This window comes from Anabaena sp. WFMT, assembly GCF_051781005.1.
Taxonomy (GTDB): Bacteria; Cyanobacteriota; Cyanobacteriia; order Cyanobacteriales; family Nostocaceae; genus Anabaena.
The window spans coordinates 92,586-110,327 of the sequence record NZ_JBPWOA010000020.1; the positions used below are offsets into that span (position 1 = coordinate 92,586).

15 protein-coding genes are annotated in these 17,742 nt (G+C 39.8%); 8 read left to right on the top strand and 7 right to left on the bottom strand.

Annotation, left to right across the window (positions count from 1 at the left end):
- The first annotated feature begins 2 nt into the window (after positions 1–2).
- Positions 3–1,001 carry a diadenylate cyclase CdaA gene (gene cdaA, locus ACSQ6I_RS13160; protein ID WP_015216287.1) on the top strand — a complete coding sequence of 333 codons (999 nt, stop codon included), beginning with the start codon at positions 3–5 and terminating at the stop codon, positions 999–1,001.
- Positions 998–1,747 (top strand): isoprenyl transferase, encoded by a 750-nt coding sequence (locus ACSQ6I_RS13165; RefSeq protein WP_438890763.1) that lies wholly within the window; start codon positions 998–1,000, stop codon positions 1,745–1,747. The genes cdaA and ACSQ6I_RS13165 overlap by 4 nt, the downstream gene beginning before the upstream one ends.
- 309 nt (positions 1,748–2,056) lie before the next feature.
- Here ACSQ6I_RS13165 and ACSQ6I_RS13170 read toward each other — a convergent pair whose 3' ends face one another.
- Complete coding sequence (locus ACSQ6I_RS13170) at positions 2,057–2,329, bottom strand: DUF3143 domain-containing protein (RefSeq protein WP_438890764.1); 273 nt, start codon at positions 2,327–2,329, stop codon at positions 2,057–2,059.
- Positions 2,330–2,348: 19 nt separating this feature from the next.
- Positions 2,349–2,900, bottom strand: coding sequence for a J domain-containing protein (locus ACSQ6I_RS13175; RefSeq protein ID WP_438890765.1), 552 nt, complete (start codon positions 2,898–2,900; stop codon positions 2,349–2,351).
- Between the two features lie 294 nt (positions 2,901–3,194).
- Here ACSQ6I_RS13175 and ACSQ6I_RS13180 point away from each other — a divergent pair, with 294 nt between their 5' ends.
- A complete protein-coding gene (locus ACSQ6I_RS13180; protein WP_438890766.1) occupies positions 3,195–4,154 on the top strand; it encodes a YegS/Rv2252/BmrU family lipid kinase in 960 nt (319 codons plus the stop codon).
- A 28-nt stretch (positions 4,155–4,182) separates the two neighbouring features.
- On the opposite strand, the gene ACSQ6I_RS13185 is transcribed toward ACSQ6I_RS13180, so the two are convergent.
- The 4 genes from ACSQ6I_RS13185 to ACSQ6I_RS13200 all read right to left on the bottom strand — a co-directional run bounded on the left by ACSQ6I_RS13185 (position 4,183) and on the right by ACSQ6I_RS13200 (position 7,688).
- Positions 4,183–4,590 carry a hypothetical protein gene (locus ACSQ6I_RS13185; RefSeq protein ID WP_438890767.1) on the bottom strand — a complete coding sequence of 136 codons (408 nt, stop codon included), beginning with the start codon at positions 4,588–4,590 and terminating at the stop codon, positions 4,183–4,185.
- A gap of 360 nt (positions 4,591–4,950) precedes the next feature.
- Complete coding sequence (locus tag ACSQ6I_RS13190) at positions 4,951–5,370, bottom strand: CAAD domain-containing protein (protein ID WP_438890768.1); 420 nt, start codon at positions 5,368–5,370, stop codon at positions 4,951–4,953.
- A 162-nt stretch (positions 5,371–5,532) separates the two neighbouring features.
- A complete protein-coding gene (locus ACSQ6I_RS13195) occupies positions 5,533–5,988 on the bottom strand; it encodes a BON domain-containing protein (protein WP_438890769.1) in 456 nt (151 codons plus the stop codon).
- A gap of 107 nt (positions 5,989–6,095) precedes the next feature.
- On the bottom strand, positions 6,096–7,688 hold the full coding sequence (locus ACSQ6I_RS13200; protein WP_438890770.1) for a histidine kinase: 1,593 nt from the start codon (positions 7,686–7,688) through the stop codon (positions 6,096–6,098).
- 927 nt (positions 7,689–8,615) lie between these two features.
- Here ACSQ6I_RS13200 and ACSQ6I_RS13205 point away from each other — a divergent pair.
- Positions 8,616–8,786, top strand: coding sequence for a hypothetical protein (locus ACSQ6I_RS13205; protein ID WP_438890771.1), 171 nt, complete (start codon positions 8,616–8,618; stop codon positions 8,784–8,786).
- 112 nt (positions 8,787–8,898) lie between these two features.
- Positions 8,899–9,669 carry a pentapeptide repeat-containing protein gene (locus tag ACSQ6I_RS13210; protein WP_438890772.1) on the top strand — a complete coding sequence of 257 codons (771 nt, stop codon included), beginning with the start codon at positions 8,899–8,901 and terminating at the stop codon, positions 9,667–9,669.
- 117 nt (positions 9,670–9,786) lie between these two features.
- On the opposite strand, the gene ACSQ6I_RS13215 is transcribed toward ACSQ6I_RS13210, so the two are convergent.
- The gene (locus tag ACSQ6I_RS13215) at positions 9,787–10,668 is read right to left on the bottom strand and encodes a LysR family transcriptional regulator (protein ID WP_438890773.1); all 882 of its coding nucleotides are present in this window, start codon (positions 10,666–10,668) and stop codon (positions 9,787–9,789) included.
- A 119-nt stretch (positions 10,669–10,787) separates the two neighbouring features.
- On the opposite strand from ACSQ6I_RS13215, the gene ilvD reads away from it, so the two are divergent.
- From ilvD to ACSQ6I_RS13230, 3 genes are all read left to right on the top strand, one after another.
- Positions 10,788–12,479, top strand: a complete 1,692-nt coding sequence (gene ilvD / locus ACSQ6I_RS13220; RefSeq protein ID WP_438890859.1) for a dihydroxy-acid dehydratase — start codon at positions 10,788–10,790, stop codon at positions 12,477–12,479.
- Positions 12,480–13,194: 715 nt separating this feature from the next.
- Complete coding sequence (locus ACSQ6I_RS13225) at positions 13,195–14,406, top strand: RNA-guided endonuclease InsQ/TnpB family protein (protein WP_438890774.1); 1,212 nt, start codon at positions 13,195–13,197, stop codon at positions 14,404–14,406.
- A 51-nt stretch (positions 14,407–14,457) separates the two neighbouring features.
- Positions 14,458–17,709 carry a PAS domain-containing sensor histidine kinase gene (locus ACSQ6I_RS13230; protein WP_438890775.1) on the top strand — a complete coding sequence of 1,084 codons (3,252 nt, stop codon included), beginning with the start codon at positions 14,458–14,460 and terminating at the stop codon, positions 17,707–17,709.
- The last annotated feature ends 33 nt before the right edge of the window (positions 17,710–17,742 follow it).

Sequence of the window (17,742 nt, forward strand, 5' to 3'; positions counted from 1 at the left end):
TCATGAGAGATTGGTGGAAGCAATGGCTGATAAACCTGGGATGGTCACAGTCCTTGCTGTTTGGGACTCTGGATATTGTGTTGGTGCTGGCGCTGACATACATGATCCTGGTGATTATTAGTGAACGCCGGACGCTGTGGATGGTGCGCGGATTTATTGTTTTAATGCTCGCCTCAGCATTCAGCGGCACTTTGGGGCTACCTCTACTCAATTTTGTTCTAGAAAAGCTAGTAATTGGTTGTGCTGTAGCAATGGCAGTAGCACTCCAGTCAGAGTTTCGTCGATTTTTAGAACAATTAGGACGGGGGGAGTTCCGCCAGCTATTTCAACCCAACCGCTTGGCAGTCCCTAAATCTGATAGCGTAATTGATGAAATTGTCGATGCTGTCAAAGAACTGTCAAAAAATCGGATTGGTGCTTTGTTGATTTTGGAAACTTCGGGGCCAATTGATGAACGAGATTTTTCTGTACCTGGAGTAAAGTTAAATGCAGAGGTTTCTAAAGAACTGATACAAACAATTTTTCAGCCAAAAACTTTGTTACATGATGGAGCAACTTTGATCCGTGGTTCGCGGATTGTGTCATCGGGTATAATTCTACCACTTTCGGGACGCACAGCCTCTCGTCAGTTGGGTACACGCCATCGGGCAGCAATGGGAATTACTGAGCGGGTCGAAAATTGCATTTGTGTCGTTGTATCAGAAGAAACGGGTTCTATTTCCTTAGCAGAACGGGGAACCCTATATAGACCACTGACGATTAAAAAGCTAAAAGAATCTCTAGAGGCTCGATTTTCGCCAACTGTGGATCGGGAAGCTGTGGCACCTGGTCTTTTAAGTTTGGTTAGTCAAATTGGTGGTCAGATACTAGCGCTGGCTTCACGTTTAGTTGGATTACCATTTCTTCTCTACGAAAGGCTATGCCAAGGACGCGCTACGCGTAGCTTGCTTCCCCCCAAAGACACGTCTGCTTCTCGCCAAAAAAATAAGACCGAAAAATGACAACACAACATACTGAACTGCAATATTTACCCTTAGATTTAAAAAAAGAACTACTTCCCCAGCACGTTGCGGTGATTATGGATGGCAATGGTCGATGGGCCAAACGTCAAGGTCTACCCCGAATTATGGGGCATAAAGCTGGTGTTGATGCTATCAAAGATTTGCTGCGCTGTTGTAAGGATTGGGGAATCAAGGCGCTGACTGCTTACGCTTTTTCGACGGAGAACTGGAAAAGACCACAGGAAGAGGTGGAGTTCTTGATGACTCTGTTCCAGCGTGTTTTGCGGCAAGAACTGCGGGAAATGGTAGAGGAGAATGTGCAGATTCAGTTTGTGGGCAATTTGCAAGCTTTGCCAAAAGCACTGCAAGAGGAAATTTCTCGCTCAATGGCAGAAACTAAGGATAATCGCAGTATCCGGTTTACGGTAGCCACAAATTATGGGGGTAGACAGGAGATTTTACAAGCTTGTCGTGCGATCGCTCAAAAGGTTCAAGAAGGTTTACTCAAGCCTGAAGAAATTTCTGAACAAGTATTTGAAGCACATCTCTACACCGCAGGAATAGCAGATCCAGATTTATTAATTCGTACCAGTGGGGAAATGCGACTTTCTAATTTTCTTCTTTGGCAAATGGCCTATGGAGAAATTTATATCACTGATACTCTCTGGCCAGATTTTGACAGAAATGAGTTTCACCGGGCTTTATCTGCCTATCAGCAAAGAGAACGACGGTTTGGGAAAATTTAGATGAAAATGTCAGAATCAGGATATCCAGGATTAAGAGACTTCCAACTAAAAAAATATCCCGTCGTTGTGACGGCAGGGGCGCAGGGAGCAGGGAGCAGGGGGAAGAAAAGTCGCTTTGATTTGGTGAAATTGGATCAGCTTTTTTGTGTAGTTCTCTAAAGGATTAACAGGATGAAAAGAAATACATTGAAGATAAATGTCTAAATCAGGATACTCTGGATTAACAGGATGAAAAAATCCAGAAAATATATAAATAATTAAATCTCGCCAATCCTTAAATTTTGTAAATCCTGATTCTGACAACGAAATTTAGGGACCGGAAAAAACGGCTTGTTCGATATCTTCCCGACTCAGAGAATATTTAAAGGAACGCTGGATATCTTTGTTGTTTTCTCCGGCTTGGATGTATCGCACTGTAATTTGTTCGATATCTAGCCAGAGTTCCGCTTCCCAACTAGGTCTTTGCAATCGCCAGCAGTGTAGCTCGTTTTCATCTTGTTGACAACCTTGGTCTTTTAGCCATTGTTCAATTTGTGGTAGAGGATGGCTATATAGAGGTGTGTTAGAGGGGGGAATAGGCATAACAATTTTAGATTTTGGCTTAAGAAATGATGAATTTTGAATTTTTACTTGCAGGGGTATTTAGTGGATAGATGTAGGTGATTTGCTGTTGTGTATTGGGGTTGAGAGTTGGGGAAAGTAAACTGGCTTCACCACGAATGAACCCAATAGCGATCGCTAGTAGTAAACAACCAGCAATAGTTAATCCTAAAACAAATAATACAAATATTTCTCCAGAGGATAAGGGGCGATCGCTTGCATCCAGATACATTGATTTTGAGAAATCATAAGGCTTATGTACGGAATGGTTTAAATCCGTTGGTGCTTGAATTACCCCAAAGCGAGAGTAGCCAATCTTCAAATCATAACTTAAACGCCGTTCTGGATGACTGAGGGTGGCGTAAGCTTCGTTAATTTGTTGGAATTTGGCAGTAGCAACTGTAGCAGGCAATTCTGTGGTATCTGGATGATACTGTTTACTCAATTCCCTATAGGCGCGACGGATATTAATCACAGACGCGGAAGGATGCAGTCCTAGGAGGGAGTAATATGTAGTTTTGCCGCTTTGTAAATTTGTCCCGTTTTGACTCACGGCTTCGATTCACTTTGCTCAAATATGTTTTTTTATATTTTAGATGTTTTGTGAATCGGGAAAACGGAAACAAACTGCGAACCACTTCAGAACTTATGCAACACCTCCCAGATTACCGTTTTTACCCAAATCAGGAAAGGCAAGAGCGATCGCATTTCGAGAGAAAATTAGAGAAATGGTGGGTTAGATAAAATCTTTGTTATCTCCTGCACTAAAGTAGTCTTTAGAGGGAAGTTAAAACTTTACAGATGTGCTACAAAAGATTATACTATCTAAATCTATTTTTTAATCTATATGAGTCGTTCCGCTTGCCTTATCTTTAACCCAGTTGCGGGTCAGGGTGATCCAGAATTAGAATTAGATCAGATTAGATCGATATTAGAACCAGAAATTGAATTAGATATTTATTTCACAACTGAAGAAGTGGATGCTGACGAACTCGCACGCGCAGCAGTAGAAAGGGGAGTAGAAACAATTATTGCCTCTGGGGGAGATGGTACTCTGTCAGCAGCAGCAGCAGCGGTAGTTAATACTAATATTCCCTTCGGGATTATTTCACGGGGAACAGCAAACGCTTTTGCAGCAGCTTTAACGATTCCCGATACAATTGCAGACGCTTGTCAGACAATTTTGCAAGGTAAAACCCGTGCAGTAGATGTAGCCTATTGCAACGAGCGACTGATGGTATTATTGGTAGGTATTGGTTTTGAAGCTGGAACTGTAGAAAAAGCAGACAGGAATGCTAAAAATCGCCTCGGAATGATGGCGTATATTCTGGCAGGAATTCAAGAATTAGGAAATTTACAAAAATTCGATGTAGAAATTGAAACCGAAGATAAGATCATTCAAACTATTGCTTCAGCGGTGACAGTAGCAAATGCTGCACCGGCAACTTCAGTTTTAGCTCATGGACCAGCGGGTATTATTTTTGATGACGGATTACTAGATTTAACAATTGTAGCCCCAGAAAATAAAACAGGTGCGATCGCAGCCACATTCCATTTATTTCAAACCGCTACCGCAGGTACACCCGTAGAACGAGATGACATTGGCTATCTGCGAGCCAAAACAATTAAAATCACCACTGAACCACCACAAAAGGTAGTTATAGATGGAGAAATAGTCGGCACAACTCCTGTAGAAATTAATTGTGTACCAGGAGGTTTGAGGGTTTTTGTACCATCAGTAGCAGAAGATATTCCCACAGAAAAGCTAGAAGGATTACCTAACTTAACTGTAGAAATGAAAGATTAAGCTATTAGTAATTCAGGAATTATGTAATCTAAATCATTCCTGGGCCTTTACCCCTTGTATCATGTTTTTCTGTCAATTCGCCTGTTTTATCTTCATTTACTTCGTGTAATTCCTCAAGACGTTCTGCGGTGTCTTCGTCCAGATGTTTCCGTGCATCACCTGGAACTTCATAATACATTTCTGGTTCAACTGGATAATTATTCAACAAACCTTCTTGATCAACAGTATAACCATCTGTGGTGCGTATGCTTTCAATATTGGTTTGGTCATCAGTAGGCGCACTGGCGAGGTTTTCTTCTGTGGGAAGATGTTTATAATGTTCTCCTTCTCTCTCCATACGCGCTGCTGTTTCCGCTGGGATAATTCCTCTATCATATGTATCTGCGTCAACTCGATGAGCAGAATCTGTTGTTTTTTTAACTGGTTTATTAGTCATAAATTTAATCCTCTTTATTTATTTTGAGAATAACTTCGAGAACTAGATTAGTGTTTTTTTGAAGATAAAGATACTACCTTAAGAAGTGAATTTATGAAAAATACTAAATAAAATTATCTATCTTGAGACATACAGCGGTTTCCAATTATATGAGGTACATCGTAGCCCCCTCATCGCTTGCGGGGGTGGGGTTTTTGTACCTCAGAATATCGGGAAGTGCCTTATAATAAGGGTATATTGCCACCTCGACTCTTTCAATTTTTTACTCCTGAATTCTGCTGTAAGTATTTCCAGAAAATGAAAAAATGTAGGGTTGGTGTTATTTACCCTACATTAAATTAGCTAATAGATTGATTTTAATTAACCTATAAGTTGTTGTTTGAATGAATTAACCTTGTGGATCAATTCTTGCCGAGTTTCAGCTTTGATGAGATAACGGAAAGTAAACCAGATGGCATAAACTATGCCAATTATCTCAAAAATGGGTGCTAATAACGGTACACCATGAATAGCATCTAAAACTGCGATCGCTACCTTGACTGTCACAATTGCAGACAAAATTAATCCAAATGTTAATAAAGCCTGCTTGTTTTTGTCAAAAAAACTACCTAGATAATCCGGTAGTTGGTCTAAGAAATCAACAATTTGTCTGCTAACTCTCTGCCATTGGCTGTCAGAAGCTTTAACTGGCGGGAGTTGTGGTAGTTTGGCGGTGTTTACACCCTCAAGAGCTAATGCACCGTCTGGTGGCTGTTGTTGAGTTTCCATAACGTTTGCCATTTGGCAGAACAGCGTTGATAAGTGACTGGACGTAAATAAATATAACAGTCTGGACACAGAATACCAAGTCAAAAATATTTCAGTTTGTATCTTGATTACTGACTCCTGACCCTAAAGATTTATTTACATCCGCCAACTTCAGGATATTAATTGTTAGCAGCTTTAGTTTTGTGGTGGTGCAACAATCGTTTCAACAACTACATTTTTGACACCATTAATTTCTTTTGCCAAAGGTTCAATTTTAGCCAACTGCTCCTGATTACCAACGGTTCCTGATACGGTAACTATGCCATCTTCTGTAGCCTTAACTGTTAATTGACCACCAGGAATATTAGCTTCTAATTTAGATCGGACTTGACTTGCTAAATCTGTAACGGCTCTGTCTGTACGATCGCCAGTTGCCAAATTTCGTTCTTCACGGGCGCGGATATCAGCATTGAGTTGTCTTCTGCGGACTTCACTTTGAGCATCTTCTTTTGCTTCTTGCGTTGTTTGTGCAGCAGGACTGGCTGGAACTTCTCCCGGTTCGGGTGCGGTAACAGTTGTCTTAGCAGTGTCATCGCAAGCAACACTAAAAAGTAAAAGCGAACCAATCAAGAAAGAAGTTAGCTTTTTCATGTGTTTAGTTCTTGATATAAATGTGAATTTTTTGAGTGTAAGGTGTAGAAATTAGAAGCAAAATTTTGATGTTAATGCTCCTAATTTTTGTACTGATTGAAAGATAATTAAACCGTTCTTTCGCGTTGATCAACAATAATTACAGGAGCTTCTCCGACGTAATTACTAGGAACAGTTTCTGTCTGTCTGATGGGTTCAAAACTGGTTTGATGTTCTCTGACATTATGGACATCAGGGGCATCATAAATGGCAAATTCTTCAATTCCCAGACGCTTGAGAATTGTTTCTGCATGATGAATTTCTGCTTCTGTACCATCGACAATTACTAGGTAATGACCTTTTTGGAAGCGATCGCTATAAACTTGCGCCCGTTCTCTAGGAATTCCTAAACCAACCAATCCCCCAGCTATACCTCCAACGGCTGCACCTACAGCACCACCAGCAAGGGTTGTGGCTAAAGCCGTGGCCGCTGCACCCGCTACCATTACAGGCCCCACTGCCGGAATTGCTAAGGTTCCCAAACCAACTAATAAACCGCCTAAACCACCTATTGCACCACCAGTAACTGCACCAGCTTTTACCCCTTCCCCAGCTTGATTACCTGTCTCTAAATTCCTATTGACATTACCATTTGTGTCTTTGGCTATCAGGGAAACATAGCTCATGGGAAAACCAGCATTTCTTAATTCACTCAGTGCGGTTTCTGCGTCACGACGATGGGTAAATACACCAACCGCTCTCTTGGCTGTTTGTGTAGTCTGTGGAGCTACATTTTCATGGCCATTGGCTTCGTAAATTTCCCATTGTTTAACGTGATGCTGGCTGATAATTGTTGCTGCACGTTGGATTTCAGCATCAGTACCACGGACAATGATGATATAGTTACCTTGATGGATGCAATCGTTGTAGAACTGAGTCCGTTGATAGGGAATATTTAGGCGAGTAGGTTCAATGCGATCGCTCACATGAACTCCCTCAAAAGCATTTCTTTGTGGATCTTCCCTATTAATTAGAGAAATTTGACTCAAGGGAAAGCCAGTATTTCTTAAATCGCTAATTGTTGCTTCTGCATCTTGCAGCATGGAAAAGTAACCGATGGCGTATTTATCAGCAGCCCGATCCCGATGAGTAGTATCCGTAGTCGCCTCTTTAGCATTCGGGTGATCATAAATTTCAAACTCTTCAATCCCCCATTTATGGAGAATGTCTCGGACTCTGGCAATTTCTGCATCCGTACTATCTATGATGACTAAATAATCTCCTCGCTCTACTCTTGCGTGATAGGCTCTAGCTCTTTCTTCAGGAATTCCTAAACCAATCAAAGCACCAATTAAACCACCTGCTACTGCACCAATACCAGCGCCAGCAGCAGTTGTAGCTATGGCTGTTGCTGTGGCTCCAGCCAGCATAATTGGCCCAATTCCTGGAATTGCTAAAGTTCCCAGCCCGATTAATAAACCAGTTAAACCACCCAAAACACCACCAGAAACTGCTCCAACTTTTGCACCTTCATCAGATTGATCACCAATTTTTTCATTTACTTGCTTACCTGCAATTTCATCACCCTCTTCTTTATGTCTGGCAATGACAGAAACTCTTTCCATCGGAAAGTTTGAATCTCTCAATTCATGCAGAGCTTGTTCAACATCACGACGCTCAGTAAATATGCCTACAGCCCGTTTATTCACATTTATAGCCATACATTTATTACCCTGAAAAGTTAGAAGAATTATTCCAGTGTTATGAGAGACACTAAAGTCTATTAGTACATTTTTTTATGCAGTCTACATCAATCTTTTGGAGTAACCTATCTTTATATCATTAGGCATAGATCAATTTTTGATTTGTGAATAAGTAAGATTTTCCTCATTTTTGAGGCAACAAAAAGAAGGGCAAAAAACTTTGTAATGTTACCAGCAATAAATCTAGTTCATCTAACTAATTACTAATTGCTAATTACTAAATCAAACATATACAGCAGATTGCAGATCAATGAGGTACAGAATCAAAATTTAAACCTAGACACCAAAACAGTACAGAGTGATGAGTAACGAGTAACGAGTAATGAGTAAAAAGGAGAGTCAAGCACTCGGTACTCGGTACTTGGTACTCACAACTCTTCCTACTCCTGACTCCTGATAGCGTAGCGTGGCGTAGCGTGGCGTAGCGTGGCGTAAGCCATATTCTGCTGGATGGCAAGTGTTTAAATGAACATGATCTTACTAAATTAAATTCTTCTTTAAGGAAGATAAAAAATGGTGCTAAACGTTATATGTAAATTATAAAAATCAAGATTTGATAAAATTATTAATATAGTAGATACAAATAAAAATACTGTGTTATACCATGAGTAAGTGTAGGCATTCACAAGCCATCAATCTTATTGATGCCAGCCTGACTGCGGATGATAGTTCTGATATAACAGTACAATTACTCAAAGAAAACTATGAGAAAAAATTTATAAAATCGAAATTGAGTAGAGTCACTGTTGTGATATTAATCACGTAACGGATAGTATTAAAATCACGGTTACTGAACTAAATCATCTGTTACTTTAGAGTCAAGTAAGCCCGCTAAAATATAGAAAATCTTTAATTAATGCTTGGTGATTATGGGGAGTTATACTTATGCTGGAAAAACTATTATTAGCATCTATCCTAACATTTAGCTTCAGCCTATTCGCAGAGATGGGTTGGTCTAATTCTAAAAAAGAAATAGCAAAAACTCCTGTACCTCATCAGGAAGTTGTAACTTTAACTCAACAGCAAAAAAATATAATAACAGAGATAAATCGGTAACAGACATAAATACTGTGGTAAATTGGCTCAAATTACTCATATCATCTATTCAGTATAAATCCAGATTCGGCTAAGATTGAGTCCTGAATTAAGATATATTGTGATACCGAGTATGAAAAGCCAAATTATTGCCACAACAGCATTTTTGTTGACTATAAGCTTGCCAATAACCGCGCAAGCGTCTAATTATGAACAGATAAAACAGTTATTAGCCACCAAACAATGTCAAAACTGTAATCTCCGCAATGCTGGTTTAGTGATGGCTGACCTATCGGGAGCTAATTTAAGCGGTGCAAATCTCGCTGGTGCAAACCTCAGCAGAGCTAATTTAAGTGGTGCTGATTTGCGGGGTGCAAACTTGACTGGTGCTAGTTTATTTGGTGTTAATTTAAGTGATGCTAAACTCAGTGGAGCGAATCTCACGGGTGCGGATTTGAGAAACACCTATTTAACAAATGTAGAACTGACTGATGCTAACCTGAATGCTGCTAACTTCCAAGGGGCAGTCGGTATACCTTTAGAAATTGCCAAACCAGAAGAATTTTATGCTTGGGGTGTAGCAGCAGCAGAGAAAGGTAATCTTAAACCAGCTATTGATTATTTTAGTCAAGCGATCGCACTTAAACCTGACTACGCAGGAGCATATTTATCCCGTGGTGTAGCTAGTTATCAAAGCTTAGACCGCAAAAATGCCTTAGAAGATGCTCAAATGGCAGCAAAACTGTTTGAAGAACAAAAAAATGCAGAGGGAATATCAACAGCACAAGCTTTTATTCTAGAAGTGAAAACACCTTATACAGAAAACGTTAAACCTAGTAAACCCAGCTTTATGGATTTTGTCGGTAGTCTCGGTTCAGTATTACTGCAATTTTTGCCTTTTTAGAAAATTGGGAACTGGAGACTGGGGACTGGGCAAGAATTATTTATCTTTTTATATTTTGCCTTGTGCTTGTTCCTTTTTCTCTATTCCCAATGACTAATGACTGATGACTAATAACTATTAGATAAACTCTTGAGTACATTTTAAAAAATTCTCTACAATAGGCGTTAAACAGTCTTGCTGCCAGATGATTGCAGTTTCTATTAAAGGTACTTCTTCCAGAATCGGACGATAAACTACGCCAGACCTTTGGAGGTTCTGTAAAGAAGATGGTGTAATCGCCACACCCATTTCCGCCGATACTAACCCAATAATTGTTTGCATTTGAATCGCTTCCTGAGTAATGTTAGGGCTGAAATTTGCCTGGTGAAAAAGGCTCATGATGCGATCATAAAGTCCTGGTGCTAAATAGCGGGGAAACATGATTAAAGATTCATTTAGAAGCGATCGCACAGAGATATAATCTTTTTGAGTCAATGAATGAGTTGACGACAAAGCTACAACTAAGGTCTCCTTGTGAATACACTCATAAGATAGTGTGTCATCTTCTAAAGGAGGATGAGCAAAACCTACTTGAATTAGGGAATCTCTCAGTGCTTCTTCCTGTTGACTCGTCGTTAATTCTAGTAATTCTATTTCTACTTCCAGAAATTGCTCGCGAAATTTACGCAAAATCAAAGGTAATAAGTCGTAAATTACCAAACTAGTAAATCCTATTCGCAGTTTACCTGTTTCACCTCTTCCAGTTCTTTGGGTCAGTGCTACTGCGGTTTCTAGTTGCTCCAGTAGTTGATAAGCCTCTTGTAAAAATACCTTTCCAGCTTCTGTTAGCTGTACTTGTCGCTTAGTTTTGCGATCAAAAAGTTTTACGCCTAGTTCTGCCTCTAACTGCTGGATTTGTTGACTGAGAGGAGGTTGAGCTATGTGCAGTTTTTCTGCGGCTTTACTGAAATGTAATTCCTCAGCTACAGCGATAAAGTAGCGCAGGTGTCGTAGTTCCATATTTATGATACTTTATAAGTCTCAATTTCAAATAAATATATATTGGACATCTCAAAAAAGTATACATATCATACTCGTACAGAGATTTAATTAAGGTAAGAGCAATGAGTGAAAAAACAATGCCAGAAAATTTAAGAAGTAAAGTTGTTACCCAAGGTGTACAGCGATCGCCAAATCGGGCTATGCTGCGAGCAGTTGGTTTTAAAGATGAAGATTTTAACAAAGCCATTGTCGGTATTGCCAACGGTTATAGCACCATCACTCCCTGTAATATGGGAATTAACCAACTGGCACAAAGGGCAGAAAGTGCAGTGAAAAGTGCTGGTGCAATGCCGCAAATGTTCGGTACGATTACCATTAGTGATGGAATTTCGATGGGAACCGAAGGGATGAAATATTCCCTTGTATCGCGGGAAGTCATTGCTGATTCCATTGAAACTGCCTGTACAGGGCAAAGTATGGATGGTGTGCTGGCTATTGGTGGTTGTGATAAAAATATGCCAGGGGCAATGTTAGCGATCGCACGCATGAACATCCCAGCTATCTTTGTTTATGGTGGCACAATCAAACCCGGACACTATAACGGCAAAGATTTAACCGTTGTCAGCTCCTTTGAAGCAGTTGGTCAACACAGCGCCGGCAAAATTGATGAAGCCGAACTTTTAGCAGTTGAACGCCTTGCTTGTCCTGGTGCTGGTTCCTGCGGAGGAATGTTCACAGCTAATACCATGTCTTCAGCATTTGAAGCAATGGGGATGAGTTTACCCTACTCCTCCACCATGGCCGCAGAAGATGCAGAAAAAGCTGACAGTACGGAAAAATCTGCCTTTGTTTTAGTCGAAGCCATTCGTAAGCAGATATTACCCCGGCAAATTATCACCCGCAAATCTATCGAAAATGCCATTGCAGTTATTATGGCTGTTGGTGGTTCTACCAATGCAGTTTTACATTTTTTAGCGATCGCTCGCGCAGCTGGTGTAGAACTAAATTTAGACGACTTTGAAACTATTCGCGGACGTGTACCTGTTTTGTGTGATTTGAAACCCAGTGGTAAATATGTCGCCACAGATTTACACAAAGCTGGTGGTATTCCCCAAGTCATGAAAATGCTTTTAGCACATGACTTATTGCATGGTGACTGTCTGACTATTTCCGGGCAAACTATCGCCGAAGTCTTAGCAGATATACCCGCAGAACCACGGGCTGACCAAGATGTAATTCGTCCTTGGCATAACCCCATGTACGCACAAGGACACCTAGCTATTCTCAAAGGTAACTTAGCTACAGAAGGTGCAGTTGCCAAAATTACAGGCGTGAAAAAGCCAATCATGTCTGGGCCAGCCAGGGTGTTTGAATCTGAGGAATCTTGCTTAGATGCAATTTTGGCAGGTAAAATCAAAGCTGGTGATATCATCATCATCCGTTACGAAGGCCCCAAAGGCGGACCCGGAATGAGAGAAATGTTAGCTCCCACCTCCGCAATTATCGGTGCTGGTTTAGGTGATTCAGTGGGATTAATTACCGACGGACGCTTTTCCGGTGGTACTTATGGCATGGTAGTCGGACACGTCGCTCCAGAAGCCGCAGTAGGTGGAAATATTGGACTGGTAGAAGAAGGTGATAGCATTACCATTGATGCTAATGCTCGACTATTGCAAGTAAATATATCCGACGCAGAATTAGCCACTCGTCGTGCCAATTGGCAACCCCGTCCACCCCGTTATACTAAAGGCGTTTTGGCGAAATATGCCAAACTCGTATCTTCTAGTAGTGTAGGTGCAGTGACAGATTTAGACTTGTTCAATAATTAGTTAGATCATGTCCGTTTTAATACTTATCATATTTGTTTTGGCAAGAAAAAGGTAATTAGAAAAAGCAATTACTACACTAAACCAAACTTATTGTAAGTAATTAGACGGACTTAATTTTATTATCTTTTGTAGAGTACGTCAGACTCAAAAATTCAGTAATTATACTAAAAACGGTTGGAAACTTTACTTTTAAACGCAAAGTGACGCAGAGTTTTTATGGAAGTTTTCGCTTTGAATTTTGTTATCCTAATGAAGTTGAGATATTAACCGTTTTTAGTATAATCGTGTCCCATTACTTATCAATTATTTTTTAAGCACAATAAAAAAGGATTCGACACCAGAATCATCGACCTAAAGGTGCGGTGAGTATGTCAAAATACTGGATTTGGTTAGGGTCTTTTATTTGAAAAATATATCTAAAGATAGATTAAAACTCTTACTAAGGACATAGTGCTAATTTTGTTTAGCGCAGTTATTTTAAGTTTGGCGGTTAAAAGCGAAAATTACTGTGATTAGATATATATATGGCATTACCAAATATAGACAAATGTTTGAAGATAATTGTGAAGGTCGAGAAAGACAAACATGAAACTATCAGATTATGCTAAATCAATAGGAGTTAGTTATAAAACAGCCTGGAGAATGTGGAAATGTGGTGATCTTAACGCTACACAATTAACAACAGGTACAGTCTAAAACGTCTTCAGGAGGATGAATGCAACTAACCCAAAGGCACATCATCAAAAAAACTCATAAAAATTATCAAGAAATTGATAGGCTTTGCTTTCTTTCTAAAAATCTCTATAACGCTGCCAACTACTTAATTAGGCAATCCTTCTTTGAAACTGGTAAAATTCTCAATTATAATCAGACCCAGAAACTATTACAAAGTGAGTTTGATTACAAGAATCTACCAGCTAAAGTAAGTCAGCAAATATTGATGATTTTAGATAAAAATTGGAAAGCATTTTTTCAAGCACAAAAGGCTTATCAAGAAAACCCATCTAAGTTTTTGGGCAAACCAAGATTACCTAAATACAAACATAAGGAAAATGGGAGAAACCTTTTAGTTTATACAATACAGGCTTTGTCTAAACCATTTCTATCAAAAGGATTTATTAAACTTAGCCAGACTGAGATAGTTTTCCCTACTAAGGCTAAAGAAATAGCACAAGTTAGGGTTATTCCCAAGCTTAATCATTATGTTATTGAGGTGATTTATAATCAAAAAGAAAAACCAAAACAGGTAGATAATAAGAGAATTGCCAGTATTGATTTAGGATTAAATAATTTGGCTTCTGTAACTTTCAATCAAGCAGGTTTAATACCTTTCTTGATCAATGGCAGACCTTTAAAATCCATTAATCATTTTTTTAACAAAAAGAAAGCTGAATTACAGGCGATTCTCAAAACCAGGACTTCAAAAAAATTACAGACTCTCTGTGCAAAACGCAATTTTAAGGTTGATGACTACTTGCATAAAGCCAGCAGATATTTAATCAATAAGTTGATTGAATTAGATATAGGTACTTTGGTAATTGGAAAAAATGAAGGTTGGAAACAAGAACTGAATATAGGTTCTAAAAATAACCAAAATTTTACTCAAATACCACATACCAGATTTATTGAACAGTTGACCTATAAAGCAGAATTAGAGGGGATCTCTGTAATTATCACCGAAGAAAGCTATACATCTAAATCTAGTTTTTTAGATCAAGATGTACTCCCCATATATAAAAAAGGGGAAACCCATTCTTTTAGCGGTAACAGAATTAAACGTGGTCTTTATAAATCTGCTCAAGGTATTTTAGTGAACGCAGATGTAAATGGATCACTAAATATTCTCAGAAAAGCAATCCCTAATGCTTTTGCAGATGGGATAAAGGGGATTGTAGTTTCCCCAGTAAAGGTAAAACTTTCAAAGTAAAAGATATTTGTCTATATTTTTTACAACTATCCTAATCAGGATAAAATGGACATGGCTAGAAATTATACAAAACTTGATTTAGTGGCTTTTAATATCTCCAGTAAACTGGCTATCACAACTGCTTTAATTGGTTTTGTGGTTTCAACAGGATGGATATTTAATCTAGAAATTCTCAAAAGTGTGCTGCCAGGACAGCTAACAATGAAGGTAAACACTGCTTTGGGTTTTCTCTTCAGTGGAATATCTTTATGGTTGTGGCATCAAAATCGGCAGCAGAAGCAATCATTTCACTTGCAATTAATCTCTCAGGTATTGGCGGGGTTTGTAGTGCTGATTGGTTTGCTAACCCTAATTCAGTATGGCTTCAATATCAATTTAGGAATTGATCAACTGCTAATTAAAGAAGATATTAATGCTGTTGCTACTTACTATCTAGGACGGATGGCACCAAATACAGCCCTGTGCTTTTTTTGGCTTGGTTCAGCTCTAATTCTGCTGCAATATAGGCTGATGAGCGTCGCTCAAAGTTTAGCTACAGGTAGTTTTTTTATTGCTTTATTCGGGCTGGTTGGCTATGTCTTTGGAATTAGCACTTTTTATCGCCTAGCGCCCTTTACTGGTATGGCAGTGCATACCAGCGTGACATTTTTGTTGTTAGGGTTAGGTATTATATTGAGTAGTCCGAAAAATGGCTGGATGCAGACGGTGATGAGTCCGTACCTTGGTGGAGTCACTGCCCGTCGCCTGTTACCTGTGGTCATCGGTGTCCCTATTTTAAGTTCAGGATTATTTTTGTCAGCTTACCGAAGTAATGTTATCCCTGACGAGACTGGATTTTTATTGCGAGCTATTATTAATATCTTCATTCTTGGTGTGGTAGTTTGGTGGAATGCTAAATATCTGAATACAAGTGATCGCAAATATCAAAATGCTCAACAAGCACTCCAAGATGCTTATGAAAATTTAGAAACAAAAGTCCATGAGCGCACGGCTCAATTAGAGGCGGCAAATCAGGCTTTGAGAGATGGTCGTCGCCAGTTATCGAATCTAATTAATACTTTACCGGGAATTGTTTTTTCTCGCAGTGTTGATGATGAGTGCTTAATTCACAGTTTAAGTGATGGTTATTTGTCTATTATCGGTTGCAGCAGAACAGATATATCTAGTTATAGCGATCGCACATTCCAAGATTTAATTGTCCCAGAAGATGTCCCCAAAATTGTCGCTGCCATCCAAACAGCCATAGAGCAAAACAGTTCTTACGAAATAGAGTATCGCATTCGGACTGAATATGGTCAAGAAAAATGGTTATGGGAAAAAGGCATAGAAACATCAGTTGATGGACAAACGCAAACCATTCAAGGATTTATCACAGAAATCACATCTCTCAAACACACACAAGAAGCCCTTCGCGTCAGTGAAGAACGCTGGAGATTAGCAACAAGTGCCGCCCTAGATGCTATATGGGAGTGGGATTCTAGCAGTGATATGACTACATTATCTGAACGTTGGTTTACCTTATTAGGAGAAAAACCCCAAAGTCTCACCATTAGCAGATTAGAGTGGAGCCGTTATGTTCATCCCGATGATTGCAAACGGGTAATCAAGTGTGTTGAAGATTATTTGACTCAAAAAGCTCCTCGATATTACAGTGAATATCGGTTGCGTCATCAAGATGGCAGTTACAAATGGGTAGAGTCTCAAGCAATTGCCCAATGGGACGAACAAGGTCATCCCCTACGGTTGGTGGGTTCAATTGCAGATATTACTGAACGCAAGCAGACAGAGCAAGCCCTACGGGAAAGTGAAGCTAAGTTTCGGGAACTAGCCGAAAATATTCACGAAGTCTTTCATATCAACTCCGCTGATTTGAGCCAGGTTTTATATATCAGTCCTGGCTATGAACAGATATGGAGACGGAGTTGCCAAAGCCTCTACCAAAACCCGAATTCTTGGAGTGAGTCCATACATCCAGATGATTGCGATCGCATCTTAGCGGCTTGCGAACGTCTGATTCAAGGAGAACCCTTGGAAGAAGAATATCGCATCGTTCGCCCTCAAGGGGAAATACGTTGGATTTTTGCTCGTGTTTTCCCTATTTATAGTCAATCGGGAATAATATTGCGTCATGCGGGGATTGCTGCGGATATCACCGAACGCAAACTGGCGGAAATTACTGTCCAACAAAGTGAAGAACGCTACCGTTCTTTGGTAGAAGCAACCGCCCAAGTTATTTGGATCACTGATTCTCATGGGCAATTTATTACTCCTCAAGAAAGTTGGGAGGCTTTCACTGGTCAATCTTTTCCAGAATATCAAGGATGGAGCTGGCAATATGCCATTCATCCTGAGGACAGAGAACGCACAAAACAAGTTTGGTCTAAGGCTCTGGACAACAGTGAGTTATATGAAAATGAATGTCGCATTCAGTCCAAAAATGGTGAATATCGCTATTTTTGGGTGCGGGCTGTACCTGTTCTGGAGACTGACGGCTCTAACCGCGAGTGGGTAGGAACTTGTACCGACATCACAAATCGCAAACAAACTGAAAGGGAAATCCAGGAACTGAATGAACAACTAGAGACGCGAGTGCAACAACGCACAGCCCAACTCACCGCAGCCAACAAAGAACTAGAAGCATTTTCTTATTCGGTTTCTCATGATCTCCGCGCCCCATTACGCGGTTTAGATGGCTTTAGTAAAACATTGCTAGAGCGTTATCAGGATCAATTAGACGATAAAGGTAAGCACTATCTAACTCGCATTCGGGCTGGAACACAGCGAATGGGGGAACTAATTGATGATTTGCTGCAACTTTCAAGAGTAACTCGCTCCCAGATGCGACATACTCAAATTAACCTGAGTGCGATCGCTCAAGAAATTGCTCAAGAACTCAGCGAAAGCAACCCTAAAAGACAGGTAGAGTGGCTAATTTCCCCTCATCTTACCGTGACTGGCGATCCCCAACTGCTGAGAATAGTCATGGAAAATCTCCTCAACAATGCTTGGAAGTTTACATCCGTTAAAATACAGTCACAAATCGAATTCAGTTGTACAGCTTCATATAACGAAAATGGGTCGAACATAACATATTTTGTGCGCGACAACGGAGTTGGTTTTAATGAAGCTTATGCAAACAAACTTTTTCAACCATTCCAACGTCTTCATACTATCGAAGAGTTTCCAGGTACAGGCATTGGTTTAGCAACTGTGCAAAGAGTCATTTTCCGTCATGGTGGCTATATCTGGGCTAATGGAGTGGTTGGAGAAGGAGCCATTTTTCACTTTACCTTACAAGGTTAAGAAAAGGTTAAGTTTGGATATTAATAAACTTAT

Coding starts and splice junctions, on each gene's coding strand:
- ACSQ6I_RS13205 (WP_438890771.1), top strand. CDS start 8,616: ATGCTGGAAAAACTATTATTAGCATCTATCCTAACATTTAGCTTCAGC.
- ACSQ6I_RS13165 (WP_438890763.1), top strand. CDS start 998: ATGACAACACAACATACTGAACTGCAATATTTACCCTTAGATTTAAAA.
- ACSQ6I_RS13195 (WP_438890769.1), bottom strand. CDS start 5,988: ATGAAAAAGCTAACTTCTTTCTTGATTGGTTCGCTTTTACTTTTTAGT.
- ilvD (WP_438890859.1), top strand. CDS start 10,788: ATGCCAGAAAATTTAAGAAGTAAAGTTGTTACCCAAGGTGTACAGCGA.
- cdaA (WP_015216287.1), top strand. CDS start 3: ATGAGAGATTGGTGGAAGCAATGGCTGATAAACCTGGGATGGTCACAG.
- ACSQ6I_RS13190 (WP_438890768.1), bottom strand. CDS start 5,370: ATGGCAAACGTTATGGAAACTCAACAACAGCCACCAGACGGTGCATTA.
- ACSQ6I_RS13225 (WP_438890774.1), top strand. CDS start 13,195: ATGCAACTAACCCAAAGGCACATCATCAAAAAAACTCATAAAAATTAT.
- ACSQ6I_RS13170 (WP_438890764.1), bottom strand. CDS start 2,329: ATGCCTATTCCCCCCTCTAACACACCTCTATATAGCCATCCTCTACCA.
- ACSQ6I_RS13180 (WP_438890766.1), top strand. CDS start 3,195: ATGAGTCGTTCCGCTTGCCTTATCTTTAACCCAGTTGCGGGTCAGGGT.
- ACSQ6I_RS13200 (WP_438890770.1), bottom strand. CDS start 7,688: ATGGCTATAAATGTGAATAAACGGGCTGTAGGCATATTTACTGAGCGT.
- ACSQ6I_RS13185 (WP_438890767.1), bottom strand. CDS start 4,590: ATGACTAATAAACCAGTTAAAAAAACAACAGATTCTGCTCATCGAGTT.
- ACSQ6I_RS13230 (WP_438890775.1), top strand. CDS start 14,458: ATGGCTAGAAATTATACAAAACTTGATTTAGTGGCTTTTAATATCTCC.
- ACSQ6I_RS13210 (WP_438890772.1), top strand. CDS start 8,899: ATGAAAAGCCAAATTATTGCCACAACAGCATTTTTGTTGACTATAAGC.
- ACSQ6I_RS13215 (WP_438890773.1), bottom strand. CDS start 10,668: ATGGAACTACGACACCTGCGCTACTTTATCGCTGTAGCTGAGGAATTA.